Origin of the sequence: Halomarina litorea (assembly GCF_024227715.1) — an archaeon.
GTDB lineage: Archaea > Halobacteriota > Halobacteria > Halobacteriales > Haloarculaceae > Halomarina > Halomarina litorea.
Genome location: NZ_CP100449.1, coordinates 275,237 through 293,939 on the forward strand (window position 1 = coordinate 275,237; position 18,703 = coordinate 293,939).

Consider the following 18,703-nt stretch of genomic DNA (forward strand, 5'->3'; position numbering starts at 1 on the left):
TCTCTCCCGTGAACCCGACACGACGCACCCTCCTGAAGTTCGCCGCCCTCGCCACCGCGACCGGTCTCGCAGGGTGTATCGGCGAGGACCCCCAGTCAGACAGCCCCGGTCCGGGCGCGGCGAACGGGACCGGGTCCCCCACGCCGACCCCGACACCCACCGCCTCGCCCACCGACGACGGACTCCCGGGGGCCGGCGGCAACGGGTCCAACGGATCCGGTGAGACCCGACCCCGCGGCACCGGCGGCCCGGGCGTCTTCGTCGCCGGCACCGACGACGTGACGGGACCCATCGAGCACCGCGTCGAGGTGCTCCGCGAGGCGGCAACCGACGACGCGCCCCCGCAGGTCCGCGTGTCGGTGACGAACACGACGGACTCGACGCTCCACGTGGGCGAGGGTCGCGCCGTGGTGTTCGCCTACCGGGAGGACACCGACGGCCACCTGGTGCTCCTGCCCGCAGACGGCGAGTACCCGGCGGAGGCGGGGTGCTGGCGGCTCACCGAACCCATCGCCGTCACCGAGGAGTACCGCATCACGCGCCTCGCCCCCGGCCAGACCGTCGAGCAGTCGCTCGACCTGTACGCGACGCCTGGCGAGGACGCTTGCCTCCCGGTCGGCGAGTTCCGCTTCGAGACGACCTACGAGGCGATGCGCGGGGAGACGACGCCCGAGGCGAAGAGCGGCACCTCGGGGACGTGGGGCTTTACGGTCCTGCTGGAGTGAGGCGCGCTCACAGCCGACACGCCCGTTCAGTCTGTTGACGCCGCCTTTATACTCGCAGGACCGTTGTTCCTGAACAACACATGGCCCGGACCGTCAGCGTCGACATGCACGTCCACAGCGAGGGCTCGTACGACGCGGGGGACCCGGTCGAACTCCTCCTCGAACAGGCGGCGGACATCGGCCTCGACGCCATCGTCGTCACGGACCACGACAGCATCACGGAGTCGCTCCGGGCGGCCCGCATCGCCCCGGAGTACGACCTCGTCGGCATCCCCGGCGTGGAGGTGTCGACGGCGCAGGGTCACCTCCTCGCCGTCGGCGTCGAGGAGCGCCCGGCGTCCTACCAGCCACTCGACGAGACGGTCGAACGGGTCCGCGACCTGGGCGGGGCGGCGGTGGTCCCTCATCCCTTCCAGCGCACGCGCCACGGGGTCAGGAAGCGCCACATCGGCGACTGCGACGCCGTCGAGGTGTACAACTCCTGGCTGTTCACTGGCTACCGCAATCGCCGGGCGCGGACGTTCGCCCGCGCTCGCGGCTACCCCGACGTGGCCGCCAGCGACGCCCACGACGCGGCGTTCATCGGGCGGGCGTACACCGACATCGAACTCGACACCGACCTGTCGAACGGCGAGTTGACGAGCGAGCACGTCGTCCGCGCCATCAAGAACGGTTCGACGCGCATCCACGGGCGGCGCAAACCCATCCCGCGGTCGGCGAAACACTACCTCTGGGCCGCACAGCGACGGACCGGCCGCGCGGTCGCGTCGACGGCCGCCAGCGTGGTCGGGTCCGTCTCGAACCTCCGCTGACCCGCGCGAGCGCGCCGTCCGACTCCCGCCCGCCTCACCCGGCGCGGCACCGACGGTCCGTCACTCGCTCCGGTGGGGGCTCGCGGTGACTCGCCCGTCGCTCCGGACCTCGACGGTCGTGCCGGCGAAGGCGAACCGGACGCACTCCGCGACCGACCGCTCGGGGACGAACAGGTCGTTGAGCGCGTCGGGGTCGACAGTGTCCGACAGTGGACCCAGCAGGTCGAGCGGGTCGACGGCCACCGCCGTCGCTACTGCCTTCACGACCGAGGCCGACGGCTCGTCGACCGCCCCGAGGTCGCAGTGGACGACCGCCGGTCCGTCGCCTCCTCCCGTGCGTGGACGTTCCTCCTCTCCCGGTGGTCCGTCTTTCGGGTGTATCGCCATCTAACGTGTCGAACGGCTGTACACCCCCCGTCCGGATATAGCTGGTGACGCTCGGATACCTTCACGACCCGCACTTGGCGGGCCGCCGCCCCCACGGGCCGACAGTGATGCCTCGTTTCGGACATCGGCGGACGACCCTGTGAGTGGGACGCCCGTGAGCATCGTCGTCCTCGGAGACGTCGACCCGGGCGCGCACGCCGGTGACGTCGGCTTCGGGCCGGTCGACCGGGACGCGCCGGACGGCCTGTTCGCCGGCACCGACCCCGCCCTCGACGTGACGGTACGGTTCCTCCCTGTCGGACCGCGACGGCGTCGTTGAGTTCGACGGGCGGGTCGTCGTCGAGTACCCCTCACTCCCACCGGGAGCGCTCGGTCCAGTGCCGTCGGATGACGGTCTCGGCCTGCCCCGGCGTCCACCGTTCCTCGAGGAGTCGCTCGGCCTCCGGGGCCGAGACACCCTGCGTCTGCATCAGTCCCGCGACGAGGTCCGGCAGGGGTCGCGGGTCGTCGGCCTCGGGGACCGCCGCTTCGAACAGTTCGTCCGCCGTCGGCGGGTCAACGCCCTCACCCACTGCGGGCCACCTCACGGTGGTTGGCGGGGCGGTCGGTCGGTGGCGAGCGTGCGTCCATCACCCGGGAGGACGGGCCCGGCGTCGGAAGTCGTTGCGCTTCCGGACGGATCGGTGGCCGTAACGCGACACAAAGAACTATCTCCGCGAGGAGCAATGTGCCCCACTCACATAGCACTACTGGCGAGGGGCGTCCGTCTCGGCAGCAAGTGCTTTGCGGCTCCGCGGAAAACCACCAGTCGACTGATGATTCCCTCGACAGTGATGCGATGAAGGCGATGGTCCACTTCGCGGTGGGCGTCGCCGGTGCGCTCTTCGTGCTGGCCGCGGTGGGGGTCGACGAACGACGGTCGTTCCTGGCGACGTTCGCGAGCGGGTTCTGGGCGCTCCTCCCCGACGGCTGGTGGGTCGCCTACGAACTCGGCCTGGTGAGCGTCTCCCTCGGCCACGCCGTCCACGGGTCGGTCCTCGCGAACGTCTTCTGGTTCCACCAGGTCCTCGACGCCAACGAGGGCCCCGAGGCCCGACTGGAACTGGCCGTGGCGCTCTCGTTGCTCGTCGTCGCCGTCGTCGTCTACTACACGGTGAACGACTGGTCGCCCCACGACCGGGGGTGACGAACGGAGCGGTTCGGGCGGGCCGAACGGCGACCGACTCGGCGTGACGGAGGGCTCGAAATCGAAGGCGTCCGGCGGTGAGACGGGGGTTCCGCCGCCGCTCTCGAAGCGGAGAGTAGATAAACTCGTTCCGATGCAAAGGTGAACAGACATATGATGATGTTCTAACAACTCTCCCATGCGGGTGACTGCGGCAGTTCATTCACGGGAGGAGAGTGGTGTAGAGCCTCGCGGTCGGGAGCCTCCGGGGTTGACGAAAGACGAGGCCTACGGGATACTCGGCAACTGCCGTCGGCGGAAGCTGATTCACCTGCTCGCGTCAGCGGACGAGGGACTCCCCGTCTCGACGGTGGCACAGCACATCGCCGAGACGGCGACGGGCGACGACCGCTCGGCGGAAGACCGCTACCGGCCCATCTACGTCTCCCTCCAGCAACACCACATCCCGAAACTCGTCGACTTCGAGGTCATCCGGTACGACGAGGAGGCGAAACGCGTCGCCCCCGGTCACAACTTCGAGGAACTCGCGCGGTACGTCGACGACGCGAGCCTGGACCGGTACACCGTCGTCCCGCCCCTGCTGAGCGGTGCCGGGATGGTGTTCGTCGTCCTCATCGCGCTGGGACCGCCGGTCGTCGGCTCCATCGACGTTCGCTGGCCCCTCTTCGCCTGCCTGCTGGCCATTTTCGTCACCAGCCTCTACTCCGCCCGCCCCCACCTCTCCCGCTGACGCCGGCACTTCGGACGAACACCCGTACGGTCCCCCTCCTCTCCTCCCTCCGCCGCCCGTCGACGGCGTCGTCCGCCGAGCACGCCGAGTAACCTGCGATTTCACCGAACTGTCCGCGGCGGCGGACGGTGCGTCGGTCCGTCCGACCGGCAGACTTTGTTAGAAATATTACACTAAACGCCGGCCCGTGGAAACGGATCCGGCTCACCCGAATCGACGGACGAGGGGCGGTTATTGTGCGTCTCGGCGGTGTAACGGGTGCGTTACGATCTGACACGCGCTCGCAGCGGACGGTCGATACGTCACCCTCCGGCGGTCCCAGAGATTACAGCGCTATGCTTGTCACGGAGCGGCCGACCACCGACGCTCCGGACTTCAGACGACGGCGCCCGTCGTCGATACTCGCAGTGGGGCACGGGTCCGAGTCCGAACGGGCGGTCGCCGGCCGTCCAGCGAGCGTGGCACCGACCCGTCCGGTTTGACCCGCCCCGGGACTCCCGGTCGGGGGCCGTCGTTCGCCCCGGCAGACTGGTGGGTTCCTCGCGCGCGTGCGCAGTCGACTCACACTTCCGTCGGTATGAGGTGGTTCACGACCCTCGTACACCCCGCACGCGACGGTGCTCCCGTTCGTCCGTGCTGTCGTCTCCCGCCCGTCCGACCGGAACGACGGCGTGCAAGCCCTCTATACGACGCTCCCGGTCGACGAGGGATTCGGGCGAGAACGTGACGGACGAGCGAAATGACCCCTTTCCCCGGGGAAATATGTGTTAGCACGTGACAGTACCGGCCGGGCGACTGCCGGCCCCGGTTCGCGCTCTCGGCGGCCGCTCCCCGTGACATTCGGCCGCACCGGGGCGTCTCAACCGGGGATTTCCCACCTCGGGGCGGCGGTGACCGGAGGCAGTGTCGCTTTTCGTCCCCGTCTGCCGGTCCTTCGTGTGCAACCGTCACAACGTTCATATGGTGTGCGGAGATGGTGTTGGCTGACCGACGATTCCAGACGACGCGGTGTGGCGGAGGCGGCACCGTGCCGCTATCACGCGCTGAGAGGGCGGTAGAAGGCTCCGCCGGCCGGTCGGACTGCGTCTCGTTTACCCACACTACACACATGGCGACAGAGAACCCAACACCGAAACCCGTGGACGTCCCGCTCGGCGACCGAGTGGTCGAGGAGACGAGCGACACGGACTGGCCGTTACTCCCCCCCGAGAGCGCCCAGGCCCCGCTCGTCAGCGTCGTCCTCCCGACACTCAACGAGGAGCGGGGCATCCGGGAGTGCATCGCGTCCGTGCAGTCGGCGCTCAGGGAACTGGACGTGACGGGCGAGATCATCGTCTCGGACAGTTCGACCGACGACACCCCCGCCATCGCACGGGCGATGGGGGCGCGGGTCGTCGAACCCGACGGCGCGGGCTACGGCTACGCCTACCGCTACGCCTTCGAGCACGCCCGGGGCGAGTACATCGTGATGGGCGACGCCGACACGACATACGACTTCAGGGAACTCCCGGCGCTGTTCGCCCTCGTGGCTGACGGTGACGCCGACATCGCGATGGGAAGTCGCCTGAAGGGGGAGATCCAACCCGGGGCGATGCCGGCGCTCCACCGCTACGTCGGCAACCCGATGCTGACGCGCTTTCTCAACACCTTCTACGACGCCGACGTCTCCGACGCCCACAGCGGGTTCCGCGTGTTCACCCGCGACGCCCTCGACCGCCTCGACCTGACGAGCAACGGGATGGAGTTCGCGAGCGAGATGGTGATGGACGCCAGCACGAAGGGCCTCACCATCGCCGAGACACCCATCACCTACTCGCGACGGGAGGGCGACGCCACCCTCGACAGCTTCCACGACGGCTGGCGACACGTGAAGTTCATGCTCAAGAACTCCCCGGGGTACCTCTTTCTGGCACCCGCAGTGGGGTTCGCGCTCCTCGGCGTCCTCACCATCGTGGTGTCGCTGACGGGCCAGCGGTTCGCCGGCCTCAACTTCGGGACGCACACGCTCGTCGCCGGCGGGTTCCTCTGTGTCATCGGCTTCCAGGTGGGGAGCCTCGGTCTGTTCAGCGCCGTCGCCACCGACCCTATCCGCCGCGCCGAGTCACCCATCGTCGACGGCATCCTCGAACGCTTCAGCCTCGAACACGGCGCGGCCTTCGGACTCGCCCTGACCGGCCTCGGCGTCGCCTACATCGTGATGATGTTCTCGCGGTGGGTCGCCAGCGGCTACACCGCCCTCCCGTTCATCGGGTGGGACATCATCGCGTTCACCGCCCTCATCATCGGCGTCCAGACGGTGTTCCACTCGTTCTTCCTCAGCATGCTGGGGGACGACGAGTGACCGGCCCGCGACCGCGGTGACCACAGGCCCCGACCGTCGCTCCATGACCGCCCGACGAGGGACGACCGCCCGTCGCCGGCGCGTCCCGACACCCCGCCAGAACTCACTCGAAATCGTGAGTGTGTGCGAAGAAATATGTCGACGCACGCGCCACGGTGAACTACTCGAACCCACGCAAACAGAACTATGTCACACTCAGATACGACAACCACCCTGGAACTCCCCCGGAGCATCGTCGACCGCGTCGAACGGCGGGTCGAGGCCACCGAGTTCGACAGTCCGGAGGCTTACGTCACGTACGTCCTCGAAGACGTCCTCTACCGCGTCGAGGAGGGGTCGGCGGCCCCGAACGACGGCTTCGACCGGGCGGACGAGGCGGAGATGCGCGGCCGCCTCGAAGCGCTCGGCTACCTCGACGAATAACCAGTCAGCTCATGGACGCGCTCACCCACCTGTTCCTCCCGATGACGGCGGTCTACGTCCTCAGGACCGACCTGTTCGCCGACGCCCCGTGGCTGCTCGGCCTCGCCGGGTTCGGCCTCCTCCCCGACTTCGATAAGTTCCTCGGGGTCCCCGGCCTGCTCCACTCGCTGGTCACGCTCGTCCCCGTCGGACTGGCGGTCCTCGGCGTCGAGTACGCCCTCCGCCGTGACCTCGTCGTGGGTCCCGTCGTCGTCGCCCTCGTGTTCAGCCACCTCGTCCTCGACGTGGTCGACGGCGGCCCCGTCCCCCTCCTCTTCCCCTTCGTCGAGGGCGGCCTCGGCCTCGAGTACCCCGTCAGGACCGTCTTCGGGGAGGGGCCCCTCGGCGTCTCCTTCGAGGGTCCGCTGGTGACGCTCCGCGAAGCGACCCCTCGGCCCGGGTTCAACACCTACGGCTTCCTCGGCGGGGCGGGCGTCTCCAGCGCGCTCCTCTTTCTCACGGTCTACCTCGGCGACCGACTCGGCGCGCGCGGGGGTGGGACGTCGTGAGAATCGCCTACGTCTACGACGCGGTCTACCCGTGGGAGACGGGTGGCGTCCAGAAGCGCGTCTGGGAACTCGCGCGCCGACTCGCGCCGGACCACGACGTCCACTGGTACGGCCTGAAGTACTGGGACGGTCCGGACGTAATCGAGCGCGAGGGGGTGACGCTCCACGGCGTCGCGACTCCGCCCCCGCTCTACGCGGGCGGGCGGCGGTCCATCCCCGAGGCGCTCACGTTCGCGGCGCGCCTGCTCCGCCCGCTCTGTCGCGAGTCCTTCGACGTGGTGGACTGCCAGGAGTTCCCCTACTTCCCCGCCTTCGCCGGGAAGGCCAACGCGGCGCTGACGGGGACGACGCTCCTCCTGACGTGGCACGAGGTGTGGGCGGACTACTGGTACGAGTACCTCGGCCGCCGGGGGGCGCTCGGCCGACTCGTCGAACGGGCGACGGCCCGCCTGCCGGACGCCCACCTCGCCGTCTCCGACCGCACGCGCCGGGACGTCATGGGTCTCGGCGTCGGCGACGTGACGCTCCTCCCGAACGGCGTCTCGCGCGAGGAAGTCGCGGCCGCGCCGCCGTCGTCCGACTCCGTGGACGTGCTGTTCGTCGGCCGCCTCATCCCCGAGAAGAACGCCTCGCTCCTCGTGCGGGCCGTCGACCGGATGTGCGAGCGCCGACCCGACGTGCGGTGTACGATTCTGGGCGAGGGGCCGGAGGCCCCGGCGCTCGAAGCGCTCGTCGACCGTCTCGACCTCGGCGGGAACGTCACCGTCCGCCCGCCGCTGGAGCGCTACGAGGACGTCCTCGGCCTGATGAAGGCCGCCGAGGTGGTCGCCGCCCCGTCCGTCAGGGAGGGGTTCGGCATGGTCGTCCTCGAGGCGCTGGCCTGCGGGACGCCGGTCGCGACCGTCTCCCACCCGCAGAACGCCGCCGAGGAACTCGTCGCCGACGGGGTGAGCGGGGCGGTCTGTCGCCCCTCGCCGGACGCGTTCGCGCGGGCTATCGAACGTGCGGCCGTCTGCTCCCCGCGCGACTGCCGCGCCGTCGCCCGCCCCTACGAGTGGGACCGCCTCGCCGACCGCGCGGAGGCGCTGTACGCGGAGGTGGCCTGAGTGCGCGTCGTCCACCTCTACGACGGCCACGAGCAGGTGTACGAGGGCCGCGGGTCGGTCCCCGGCGTCGTCTGGAACGTCGCTCGCGAGACGGCCGCGGCGGGCCACGACGTGGCCGTCCTCGAACGACGGTGGGCCGGCCTCCCGGCGACGGCCCGTCACGAGGGCGTCCGCTTCGACCGCCTCGACCTGCGGACCGGGGCCGACGAACCCTGGACCGACGTGCCCTACCAGCAGGTCACGTCCGCGCGCGGCCTCCTCGAACTCGTCGCGGACCGGACGAACTTCGCGCGGGTCGCCCACCGCCGCCTGCGCGCGCTGGAGTTCGACGTCCTGCACGTCCACCTCCCGTTCGCGGCGAACGTGCTGGCGACGCTCGCGCCCGGCCTGCGCGACCGGACGGTGTACACCGCCCACCTCGGCGAGCTGCGACTGGACGCCCTCCAGGAGGGGAGCGAGGGCTCCGACGAGACCGGCCCCCACGTCCCCGGATTCCTCGGCGCGTTCTCGCCGGACGTCCACCTCGCCTCGCGCGCGGCGCACACGACGGTTCTCAACCCGTCTATCGAGAGGGTGTTCGCGGAGCGCGGCGTCGACCCCGCGGCCCTCACGGTGGTCCCGAACGGGGTCGACGTGGACCGCTTCGCGGACGTCGCCCCCGAGACCCGGCGGCGGGTCGCCCGCGAGTACGGCTTCGGCGAGGTCCCCACTCTCCTCCTCGTCGGGACGGTGATGCCGCGAAAGGGCGTCGCCGAGGCCGTCGAGGTCGTCGCCCGCCTCGCGGAGCGCGGACACGAGGTCCGACTGCTGGTCGCGGGGGAGGCGACGCTCGACTCGTCGTACGTCGAGCGCGTGCGAAGGTTGATATCATCTGCCAATTTGGAGACACACGTGAGGTTGCTCGGATTCGTGCCGGCGGCAGACCTGCCGGCGCTGTACACGCTCTCGGACCTCGTCGTCGCGCCGTCGCTGGAGGAGGGTTTCGGCATGACCGTCGCGGAGGCGATGGCCGCCGGGACGCCCGTGGTCGGGACGCGCGTCGGCGGCATCCCCCGACTGGTCGGTGACGACGAGTGCGGTTCGCTCGTCGACCCCGGCGACGTCGCGGGGCTGACCGACCGGCTCGACGCCCTGCTCTCGCGCCCCGACCGGCGCGCGCGGATGGGCGAGCGGGCGAGCGTCCGCGCACAGGACTACGACTGGCCCGCCGTCGCCGACCGGTTCCTCGGCGTCTACGAGGGGGTGTGCGGCTCGTGAGCGACCGCCGGAACGTCGTCCTCGTCACCTACGACAGCCTGCGGGCCGACCACTGCGGGTTCATGGGCTACCACCGGGATACGACGCCAACCATGGACGCCCTCGTCGAGGAGGGACTGGTCTTCGAGAACGCCCTCGCCTCGGGCGTGCCGACCATCGCCTCCATGACGAGTGTGATGACCGGCGAGCACTCGCTGGCCAGCCCCGAGGTGGGCTTCGACGCCGAACAGCGCGAACAGGTGACCCGGCGGAAGACCATCGCGGAGGTGCTCTCCGAGGCGGGCTACAGCACGGGCGCGCTCTCGCCGAACCCGCCCGCCTCGAGTTACTTCGGCTTCGACGAGGGGTTCGACTGGTTCGAGGACTTCCTCCACGAGGACCGCGGCGTCGGCGAACGCCTCTGGAACCGCGTGTTCCGGCGCTCCATCCGGGGCGGGGGGCTCTCGACGTACCTCCGACTCGCCCGGAACGTCGTCCGGCGCGAGGAGGTGCTGACGCCGTGGGAGGACTACTACGACCGAATCCTCGCGTGGCGCGACGGCGTCAGCGAACCGTACTTCCTCTGGGTGCTCCTGCTCGACCCGCACCACCCGTGGCTGCCGCCGCGCGACGCCCGCCGCTGGAGTTCGCGGACCGACGCCCTGCGCTCGTTCGGCCACTACTGGGAGATGCTGTCGAGCGGGTGGGAACCCGACTTCTCCCCTCGCGAGCGCCAGCGACTCGTCGACCTGTACGACGACTCCATCCGCTACGGCGACCGCTTCCTCGCCCGCCTGCGCGAGGACCTCGCCGCACGCGGCGACGACCCCGTGTTCGTCGTCCACGCCGACCACGGCGAGGAGTTCGGCGAACACGGGCGCTACGGCCACCAGCCACACCTCTCGGAGGAACTGGTCCACGTCCCCCTCGTCGTGGCGAACGCGGGCCACCGGGGACGCGTCACCCGCCCGGTCGGGTTGCGCTCCATCGCGCCGACCATCGCCGACATCGCGGGGGTGAGCCACCCCTCGTCGGCGACGAGTCTCTTCGACCCGCCCGCGCGCCCGTGGGTCACCTCGAAAGTGTTCGCGGGGGGCGAGCGACGCGTCGCCCTCCGGACCGAGGGGGCGGCCTTCCACGACGAACCCGGTCGGCGGGTGCTGGTCGACCGCGGCGGCGCCGACCCGCCCGAGAATCGCGCCGACACCAGTCCCGACCTGACTCGCGCGTTCGAGGCGGCCCTCGCCCGGCACGTCGAGACGGAACGCGACCTGCGGGCCGTCCGCGAGACGACCGACGAGAGCGTGACGGAGGGTCGCCCGTGACGGACGACCGGCCCGACATCGTCCTCGTCTCCGTCGACAGCCTGCGGGCCGACCACTGCGGGTTCAACGGCTACCACCGGAACACGACGCCGAACCTGGACGACCTCGCCGGGACGGGGCTGGTCTTCGAGAACGCCGTCGCGCCTGGCCCGAGCACCCCCGAGTCGATGCCGACGGTGTTCACGGGCCACTACCCGACGAAGCCCGAGGTGCTGCGTCCCTCTGGCGTCCCGGACCTGACGGCCCGCCGCGAGCGCATCCGGTCGCACATGGGCGCGCGCGACACCCTCGCGGAGCGACTGTCGCGGGCGGGCTACGAGACGGCGGCGTTCACGCCCAACCCGTTCACCTCGCGGCAGTTCGGCTTCGACGCCGGCTTCGACCACTTCCGCGACTTCATGGACGCCGACGGGAGCGCCCTCTACGACCGCCTGTTCGAGGGGTTCCTGGCGGGGAGTTCGGCCTCCTCGATGGCGCGCATCCTCCGGAACGTCTGGCGGCGCGAGGAGGTGTTCAAACCCTGGGAGACGTACGCCGACGAGGCCGTCGCGTGGGCGAGGGACGCCGAGGGGCCGTACTTCCTCTGGGTGTTCCTCATGGACGCCCACAACCCGTACATGGCGGGGGCGGACCACCGCACCCAGTCGCGCCTGGCGACGTTCCACGCCAACTACCGCTTCTGGCGCGAGAGCCACGAGACGCCCTTCTCCCCGGGCGTCCACGACCGACTCGTCCGGGCGTACGACGACTCCGTCCGCTACGCCGACGCCTTCCTCGCGCACCTCCTCGCGGAGTTGACCGGCCGCGAGGGGCGGGCGGACCCGACCGTCGTGGTCCACGCCGACCACGGCGAGGCCTTCGGCGAGCACGGCACCTATGGCCACGAGCCGTACCTCTACGAGGAGAACGTCCGCGTCCCGCTAGTCGTCGCCGACGGGTCGGGCCGCCGGGTCGACGACCCCGTCTCGCTCCGCCGCCTGCCCGACCTGCTCGCGGCGCTCGCGGCCAGCGAGGGGACGGACGCGTTGGTCGAGTCGATGCGGGACCCGTCGGGGCCGGTCGGCCCCCTCGCGGTCAGCGACACGCGACAGGGCGACCGGACCATGGTCCGCGCCCGCGACGTGAAGTACGTCCGCGAGGGCGACGGCGCGGAGGCGTGCTACACGCTCGCCGACGGGGAGCGACGTCTCGACGTGGCCCGCCACGCGGCTGACGGGGGCGAGGCGGACGTCGGTCGCCGCCTCGCCGCGTGCGTCGACGGGTTCGAGCGCTTCCGGCGCACCGAGGCCGAGAAGGCCGCCATCGCGCGCGCGGCGACCGCGGCCGCCGACGGGGGGCGACTGTGACCCGACCCCTGACGGTCTGTTTCTGCACCGCGCGCCTGCCCTACCCGCCGGTGTCGGGTGGCACCGTCGAGACGTTCCGGACCGTCGAGCGACTGGCGGGGGCCGGCCACGACGTGACCGTCGTCGCCTACTGCGACGACCGGAAGCGGGCACGCGAGATGGCCGAGGCCGCCGGGTGTCGCGTCGTCCCCGTCCCGGGGCTGCCGGACACGACGCCGTGGACGCTCGCGCGCAACCTCGTCTCGCCCTACCCGCACGCCGTGATGAAGTCGCGGACCGACCGCTACCGGCGGGCCGTCGAGGGCGTCCTGCGCGAGGAACCGGTGGACGTCGTCCACCTCCACACGTTCCAGGTGTCCGCGCTCGCGAGCGACCTCTCGACGACGGTGCCCGTCGTCGTCCGCTTCACGAACGTCAAGTCCGAACTGTACCGGCAGTTCGCGGGCTACACCGACAACCCGGCGAAGGCGGCCTACGCTACCCTGCAGTACCGAAAGGCCCGCCGGTACGAACCCCGGGTCGTCGCCGCGAGCGACCGCACGCTCGCCATCACCGACGAGGACGCGACGAGACTCCGGCGGGGTCGCCCCGTCGACGACGGGACGGTCGACGTCCTGCAGACTGGCTTCGACCCGCAGCCACCGGGCGACGCCGCCGCGCCCCCCGCGGGCCGCCCGACGGTGACGTTCTTCGGGAGCATGGATTACCACCCCAACGAGGACGCGGCCGTCTGGTTCGCCGAGGAGGTGTTCCCGGCGGTCAGGCGCGCGGACGGCGACGCCGTCTTCGAGGTGGTGGGCGCGAACCCGACCGACCGGGTCCGTGCCCTCACCGACCACGAGGGCGTCCGGGTGACGGGGTTCGTCGAGGACATCGACGCCTACGTCGACCGGGCGACGGTGGTGGTCGTGCCCGTCCGCATCGGGACCGGGGTACGCATCAAACTCCTGCACGCGATGGCGCGGGGGAAGGCCGTCGTCTCGACGCCCGTCGGCGCACAGGGCGTCGGCGTCGAGGACGAGGTCCACCTGCGCCTCGCGGAGCGCCCGGAGCAGTTCGCCGTCGCGGTCCGCGACCTCCTCGCGGACCCGGAGACCCGGCGGACCTACGGCGAATCTGCCCGCGACCTCGTCGACCGCGAGTACCGCTGGTCGCGGGTCGTCGAGCGACTGGAACAGCAGTACGAACGACTCGTCGGACCGGCGTCGGCCAGTCCGGACACCACACGGCCATGATAACGGCACACATCGACCAGAACAACCGGGGCGGCGCGGGGTACTGCATGGAGCAACTGGCGGCGGCGATGGAGACGGTCCCCGGCGTCGAGTTGACCGACTCGATTGCCGACGCCGATGTTGTCCACCTCAACGACCTCAATCTCTGGGCGGGCGTCGTCCACGGGAAGGAGCGACGGCGCGACCACGCCCGGAAGCTCTACGAGAGCGTCGTCCGCTACCCGGAGAAGCCCCTCGTCGTCACCGAACACGGCTGCATCCACTTCTCGGACGCGCGGCGCTTCGCCTACGGCGCGAGCGTCAACGTCGGCGGGGCGGCGAGCGCCTTCGTTCGGACCACAGAGCGCCTCTTCGCGACGCAGGTGGACGCGGTCTGTGCCATCTCCGGGAGCGTCCGCGACAACCTCGTCCGCGGCGGCATCGACCCGTCGAGGGTGCACGTCACCCACCACGGCGTCAACGACCGCTACCGCGACCGGGTGCCGACGGACCCCGACCCGTTCGTCCTCCACGTGAGCACCTACTCGCCGCGCAAGAACCCGGGGGCGGTCCTCGAAGTCCTCGACCGCCTCGACGTGCCGATGGTCGTCGTCGGCAGCGGCTGGCGCGAGAACCACCCGGACCTCGCGACGCACCCGAACGTCGACCTCCGGGGGTACGTCTCGGAGGACGACCTCGTCGACCTGTACAACCGCGCGAGCGTGTTCTACTTCCCGACACTCCACGAGGGGTTCGGCGTCCCGGTCCTGGAGGCGATGGCCTGCGGGACGGCCGTCGTCACCTCCGACGTGTACGCCGTCCCCGAGGTGACGGGCGACGCCGCGGTCAACTGCCCCCCGACGGACGTGGACCGACACGTCCGCGAGATACGCCGCCTCCTCGACGACGACGCGGCCCGCGAGCGACTGGAGCAGGCGGCCGCCAAGCGCGGCCGGACGTTCACGTGGGAGCGGACGGCCCGGACCGTCGCCGAGGTGTATCGGCGGGTACTCGACCGACCGGAGGTGGTCGCGCCGTGACGGACGGCGTCTCGAGGGTCCGCTCGTTCCTCGTCACCCTGGCCGACTGGGGACGGCGCGACCTGTACATGGGTGGGGCCGCACGGACGGTCGCCCAGTCGCTCGGCGTCGAGGACCACCTCGGTGTGGCCTACTGGCGGGCGCTCTCCGCTACCGCCGGCTCTACCCGGACTGTCCGGGTCGGCGGCGCGTCTGCCCGGTTCCACGTCGGGTCGCCCGCCGAACTACAGGCCTGTCTCCAGACCGCCGCCCGAGAACACCAGGTGCTCGCGGACCTGCTCCCGCGCTTGCGCCCGGACGACGTCGTCTGGGACGTGGGCGCGAACGTCGGTCTCTACACCTGTCTCGCGGCCGACCGCCTCGTCGAGGGCGAAGGGGGCGTCGTCGCCGTCGAACCCCACCCACTGAACGCCGACCGGGTCGGGGAGAACCTCGCACGCAACGACTTCGACGGGCACGTCGTCGAGTGTGCGCTGAGCGACGCCAGGGGGGAGGCGCCGTTCGCCTACGACGCCCACGTCGGGGCGCAGGGCGGGAGACTCGATGTCGGGCGAGGGGGAACTCGCCGCCTGACAGTTCGAACCGAACGCGGCGACGACCTCGTCTCGGACGGCGGGGTCCCCGCACCGACCGTCCTGAAGGTGGACGTGGAGGGTGCGGAGGAGGCCGTCCTCGCGGGCCTCGAACGGACGCTCGACCGGCCGACCTGTCGGCTGGTGTACTGCGAACTCCACTACGGGGACGACACCGTCGTCCACACGCTCGCCGACCACGGGTTCACGGTCGAAACGATTCACCACGACACCACCAACCAGTATGTCAGAGCCACGCGATAGTCCCGATTCGGCGGCGCGCCCGCCGCGCGACGAACACGTCTGTATCGCCCACGCGGGGGACGTCACCGACCCGAGCGGGGGGACCGACCGCGTCACCGCACTCGCGGGCGGCCTCAGCGACCGGGGGGCGTCCGTGACGCTCGTCGTCCCGGAGGTCGACGGGTCGCTCCCGGACGGCCTCGACGGTGTCACCGTCCGCGAGTCGGGCGACCGGGGGAACACGCTCGCGACGACGGCGGCGCTAGCGCGGACGGCGGACGCCCTCGCGACCGAACGGGGTGCCCGACTCCAGTTCGAACACTCGATTCTCGCCGGAATCGGCGCGCTGGTCGGCTGTTCGGACTACGTCCTCGACATGCACGATCTGGCGTACTCACGGTACGACCACGTCGGCGGCCTCGTCGCGCCCGTGGCGCGACCGCTCGTGCGCCTGCTCGAACGGGTCGCCGTCACCCGCGCGGGGCACGTCGTCGTCGTCTCCGACTCGATGCGCGAGGTGGTCGAGGACTGGGGGGTCGACCCCGGGTCGCTCTCGGTCGTCCCGAACGGCTACCGGCCGGACGCGGTGGCGTCGATGCCGGGCCGCGAGCGAGTCCCCGGTCGCGTCTCCTTCCTCGGGACGCTCCACCCGAAGGTGGACGTGGACGCCCTCGTCGCCGTCGCCCGTCTCCCGTCGGTCAGCGAACTCTGCGTCATCGGCGACGGCAACCACCGCGAGCGACTGGAGCGACTCGCGGCCCGGGCCGACCTCGACGCACTGCGGGTCACGGGGCGACTCCCGGACGAGGAGGCGTTCGACCTCGTCGCCCGCTCGGAGGTCGTCGTCAACCCACAGCACCCCTCGCTGCTCCAGCGCGCCTCCTCGCCGGTGAAACTCTACTACTACGCCGCGCTCGGGACGCCCGTCGTGGCCACGGCGGGACCTGCCCCGGCGCGGGAACTCGCCGAGGCGGGGGCGGCGGTCCTCGTCGACGGGGACGGAGACGGGGACTTCGCCGGGGCGGTGGCCGACCTTCTCGGGGACGCCGAGCGCCGCCGGGAGATGGCCGCGAACGCGCGGCAGGCGGCCGCGGACTGGACGTGGTCCCGGCGGGTGACAGCGTTCGCGGAGACGTACGCGGCGCTCGACGCGCCCGACAGGTTAATGTCAACTGACGCGGACCTCCTGACAGAGCGTGATTCGACGTGACTAATCCTCAGTTCCAGATACGGCTCCGCCGGCGCGACTTCGTCGCCGTGGCGTTCGCCCTGCAGGCGCTCGTCCTGCTGGTCGTCGGCCTCGGTGCCCTCGGCGTCTCGGTGCCGCTGTTCAGACCCCTGCTCGCCGTGGTCTACCTGACGTTCGTCCCCGGGACGCTCGTGGTGTTCCACCTCGGCGCCGACGGGCGCCGCGCCGGAACCACGGTGCTCTACGCCGTCGGGACGAGCCTCGTCGTCGCCCTGATCGTCGGGGCGCTCGTGAGCCTCCTCTACCCGCTCGTGGGCATCCCGCGGCCGCTCACGCCCGTCCCACTGGCGCTCACCTTCGCCGTCGTCGTCACCGGCCTCGGTCTGCCCTTGCTCCGCGACGAGCGGACGGCGGTTTCGGTCCCCCGCGACTGGTTCTCACCGGTTCCGTTCACGGTGGCGTTGCTCCCCCTCGCCAGCGTCTACGGGACGGCCCTGCTGGAGTTCGCGGGGAACAACTGGCTCCTGCTGGGGGTGCTGGTCGCCGTCTCCCTGTTCCCGGTCCTCGTCGTCCTCGGTGGACTGGACGAGCGCTGGCACGCCCTCGCGATGTGGGCGGCGGCGCTCGCGCTCATCTACCACGGCGGGGCCATCTTCGGGCCGTTCGTCGGCGGCCACCAGTCGACGATGACGACGGTCGCCGAGGGGGTCTGGACGCCGGAGATATCGCTGCTCGCCAACGGGTCGCTGTTCGCCGTCTTCGTCGTTCTCGCGGACATCACGACGGGCATCCAGTGGCTGGTCGTCAACCCGTTCCTCATGTCGTTCCTCCCGGTCATCCTCTTCACCACGACGCGTCGGTACCTCGACTCGCGAGACGCGTTCGTCGCCGCCTGCGTCTTCATGTTCGCCTTCCCGTTCTACACGCTGTACACCGGGGCGGGACGGATGGGGACCCCGGTGTTCTTCCTCGCGCTCGTCGCGCTCGCGGCGACGGACCGCGATATCCCGTCCGTCTCGGCGTCCGTGCTCGCGCTCCTGTTCGCCGTGGGCCTGACGGTGTCGCACTACGGCACGTCGTACGTCGCCATGTTCGCGTTCATCGGGGCCGCCTGCGCCCGCCTCGCGCTGGTCGTCTTCGACCGCCTCCGCGGGGACGGGAGGATGCCCCCGGTCACGCTCCGCGGCCGCCCCGACCGGCGGACCGACGGCGGGCGGGACACCGCCACGAGTCTCCTCTCGGCGTCGTTCATCGGGTTCTTCATCGTCGCCGTCCTCTCGTGGTACGTCTACACCGCCGAGGGCAAGAAGTTCGTCTCGCTCGTCTCGCACGTCGACGCGCAGGTCCAGTCCGTCCTCTACGGCGCGGAGCTGAGCGGGAGCGCCGCCGGCGCCGTCCAGCAGGACTACGGGACGCTCTCGATCACGCTCGCGAAGAACATCTACCTCGGCCTCGGAGCGCTGATGGGCCTCGGCCTCCTCGTGCTCGTGGTGAACCGCCTCGCCTACCGGGCGCGCCCGGTCGACGACGAGTTCCTCGCCCTCGGCGCGGGGTTCCTGTCGATGATCGCGGCGTCTGCGCTCCCCGGCGGCGACGGGTTCAACATCGCCCGCGTGATGATGATCACGTTCGTCTTCACCGTCCCGTTCGCCGTCTTCGGCGTCCACGCCGTCGCCGACGTCGTCGCCCGTGGACTGCGCCGCGTCGGCCTCGAGCGTCGCCACCTCCGGCGGGGCCTCAGGACGCTCGGGTCGACCAGCCTCGCCGCCGTCCTCTGCGTGTTCCTCCTGCTCAACGCGGGGGTGGCCGCCGAAGTCGTCACGAAGGACTACGGCCCGAGCAACAAGGCCAGCACGGAGCGTCTCCTCGACAGCGAGGACCCCGAACTCCGCCTGCGCGCGACCGAGTGCATCGAGTGCAACGTCGAGGCGCACGTCTGGCTGATGTCGAACGCGGACCACGACGTGAAGGCCTACGGCGACTACCTCGCGTGGGCGCAGGTGGACTTCTACCGTGGTCCGCTCTCCGAACGGCTCGGATACGTCCCGTCGAACGGGTTCTACGGCTCGCTGTGGCACGCCCGGAACGGAACCGACGGACCGGCGTACCTGCTGTTCCTGCCGCACAACGTCGACACGCAGGGTCTGGCGAGCGACGGCTGGCACCCCCTGGGGGAGGTCGGCGAGATGGCGGAGAGCGCCGACCGCATCTACGCCTCCGGGAAGGCGACGGTCTACCGGACGCGCGGGAACGCGACGGGGCCGTCGGGGTGACGCGCCC

Annotated in this window: 19 protein-coding genes; 17 read left to right on the forward strand and 2 right to left on the reverse strand. The window is 71.0% G+C overall.

Features of this window, described 5'->3' with window-relative positions:
• The first annotated feature begins 8 nt into the window (after positions 1-8).
• Positions 9-725, forward strand: coding sequence for a hypothetical protein (locus tag NKG96_RS18505; RefSeq protein WP_254538261.1), 717 nt, complete (start codon positions 9-11; stop codon positions 723-725).
• Positions 726-805: 80 nt separating this feature from the next.
• Entirely contained in the window at positions 806-1,537 is a 732-nt protein-coding gene (locus NKG96_RS18510; RefSeq protein WP_254538262.1) for a CehA/McbA family metallohydrolase, read from the forward strand.
• A gap of 60 nt (positions 1,538-1,597) precedes the next feature.
• Here NKG96_RS18510 and NKG96_RS18515 read toward each other — a convergent pair whose 3' ends face one another.
• Entirely contained in the window at positions 1,598-1,924 is a 327-nt protein-coding gene (locus NKG96_RS18515; RefSeq protein ID WP_254538263.1) for a HalOD1 output domain-containing protein, read from the reverse strand.
• 139 nt (positions 1,925-2,063) lie between these two features.
• On the opposite strand from NKG96_RS18515, the gene NKG96_RS18520 reads away from it, so the two are divergent.
• Complete coding sequence (locus NKG96_RS18520) at positions 2,064-2,243, forward strand: hypothetical protein (protein WP_254538264.1); 180 nt, start codon at positions 2,064-2,066, stop codon at positions 2,241-2,243.
• 31 nt (positions 2,244-2,274) lie between these two features.
• Here the strand turns inward: NKG96_RS18520 and NKG96_RS18525 are convergent, their stop codons facing one another.
• Positions 2,275-2,496 (reverse strand): hypothetical protein, encoded by a 222-nt coding sequence (locus tag NKG96_RS18525; protein WP_254538265.1) that lies wholly within the window; start codon positions 2,494-2,496, stop codon positions 2,275-2,277.
• Positions 2,497-2,762: 266 nt separating this feature from the next.
• Here NKG96_RS18525 and NKG96_RS18530 point away from each other — a divergent pair, with 266 nt between their 5' ends.
• The 14 genes from NKG96_RS18530 to NKG96_RS18595 all read left to right on the forward strand — a co-directional run bounded on the left by NKG96_RS18530 (position 2,763) and on the right by NKG96_RS18595 (position 18,696).
• On the forward strand, positions 2,763-3,110 hold the full coding sequence (locus NKG96_RS18530; protein ID WP_254538266.1) for a hypothetical protein: 348 nt from the start codon (positions 2,763-2,765) through the stop codon (positions 3,108-3,110).
• Between the two features lie 250 nt (positions 3,111-3,360).
• Positions 3,361-3,840 carry a DUF7344 domain-containing protein gene (locus NKG96_RS18535; RefSeq protein ID WP_254538267.1) on the forward strand — a complete coding sequence of 160 codons (480 nt, stop codon included), beginning with the start codon at positions 3,361-3,363 and terminating at the stop codon, positions 3,838-3,840.
• A 1,108-nt stretch (positions 3,841-4,948) separates the two neighbouring features.
• Entirely contained in the window at positions 4,949-6,181 is a 1,233-nt protein-coding gene (locus NKG96_RS18540) for a glycosyltransferase family 2 protein (RefSeq protein ID WP_254538268.1), read from the forward strand.
• A 186-nt stretch (positions 6,182-6,367) separates the two neighbouring features.
• Positions 6,368-6,604, forward strand: a complete 237-nt coding sequence (locus NKG96_RS18545; RefSeq protein WP_254538269.1) for a hypothetical protein — start codon at positions 6,368-6,370, stop codon at positions 6,602-6,604.
• An 11-nt stretch (positions 6,605-6,615) separates the two neighbouring features.
• Complete coding sequence (locus NKG96_RS18550; RefSeq protein WP_254538270.1) at positions 6,616-7,152, forward strand: metal-dependent hydrolase; 537 nt, start codon at positions 6,616-6,618, stop codon at positions 7,150-7,152.
• A complete protein-coding gene (locus tag NKG96_RS18555; protein ID WP_254538271.1) occupies positions 7,149-8,258 on the forward strand; it encodes a glycosyltransferase family 4 protein in 1,110 nt (369 codons plus the stop codon). Before NKG96_RS18550 ends, NKG96_RS18555 begins: the two co-directional genes overlap by 4 nt.
• Positions 8,259-9,515: a glycosyltransferase family 4 protein gene (locus tag NKG96_RS18560; RefSeq protein WP_254538272.1), complete on the forward strand. Its 1,257-nt coding sequence runs from the start codon at positions 8,259-8,261 to the stop codon at positions 9,513-9,515.
• The gene (locus NKG96_RS18565; protein WP_254538273.1) at positions 9,512-10,819 is read left to right on the forward strand and encodes a sulfatase; all 1,308 of its coding nucleotides are present in this window, start codon (positions 9,512-9,514) and stop codon (positions 10,817-10,819) included. The genes NKG96_RS18560 and NKG96_RS18565 overlap by 4 nt, the downstream gene beginning before the upstream one ends.
• Positions 10,816-12,165: a sulfatase gene (locus tag NKG96_RS18570; protein ID WP_254538274.1), complete on the forward strand. Its 1,350-nt coding sequence runs from the start codon at positions 10,816-10,818 to the stop codon at positions 12,163-12,165. The genes NKG96_RS18565 and NKG96_RS18570 overlap by 4 nt, the downstream gene beginning before the upstream one ends.
• Entirely contained in the window at positions 12,162-13,400 is a 1,239-nt protein-coding gene (locus NKG96_RS18575; protein ID WP_254538275.1) for a glycosyltransferase, read from the forward strand. The genes NKG96_RS18570 and NKG96_RS18575 overlap by 4 nt, the downstream gene beginning before the upstream one ends.
• Positions 13,397-14,419, forward strand: a complete 1,023-nt coding sequence (locus tag NKG96_RS18580) for a glycosyltransferase (protein ID WP_254538276.1) — start codon at positions 13,397-13,399, stop codon at positions 14,417-14,419. The genes NKG96_RS18575 and NKG96_RS18580 overlap by 4 nt, the downstream gene beginning before the upstream one ends.
• Positions 14,416-15,255, forward strand: coding sequence for an FkbM family methyltransferase (locus tag NKG96_RS18585; RefSeq protein WP_254538277.1), 840 nt, complete (start codon positions 14,416-14,418; stop codon positions 15,253-15,255). The genes NKG96_RS18580 and NKG96_RS18585 overlap by 4 nt, the downstream gene beginning before the upstream one ends.
• Entirely contained in the window at positions 15,236-16,444 is a 1,209-nt protein-coding gene (locus NKG96_RS18590; protein ID WP_254538278.1) for a glycosyltransferase, read from the forward strand. The genes NKG96_RS18585 and NKG96_RS18590 overlap by 20 nt, the downstream gene beginning before the upstream one ends.
• Positions 16,441-18,696 (forward strand): DUF2206 domain-containing protein, encoded by a 2,256-nt coding sequence (locus NKG96_RS18595; protein WP_254538279.1) that lies wholly within the window; start codon positions 16,441-16,443, stop codon positions 18,694-18,696. Before NKG96_RS18590 ends, NKG96_RS18595 begins: the two co-directional genes overlap by 4 nt.
• Positions 18,697-18,703 lie beyond the last annotated feature (7 nt).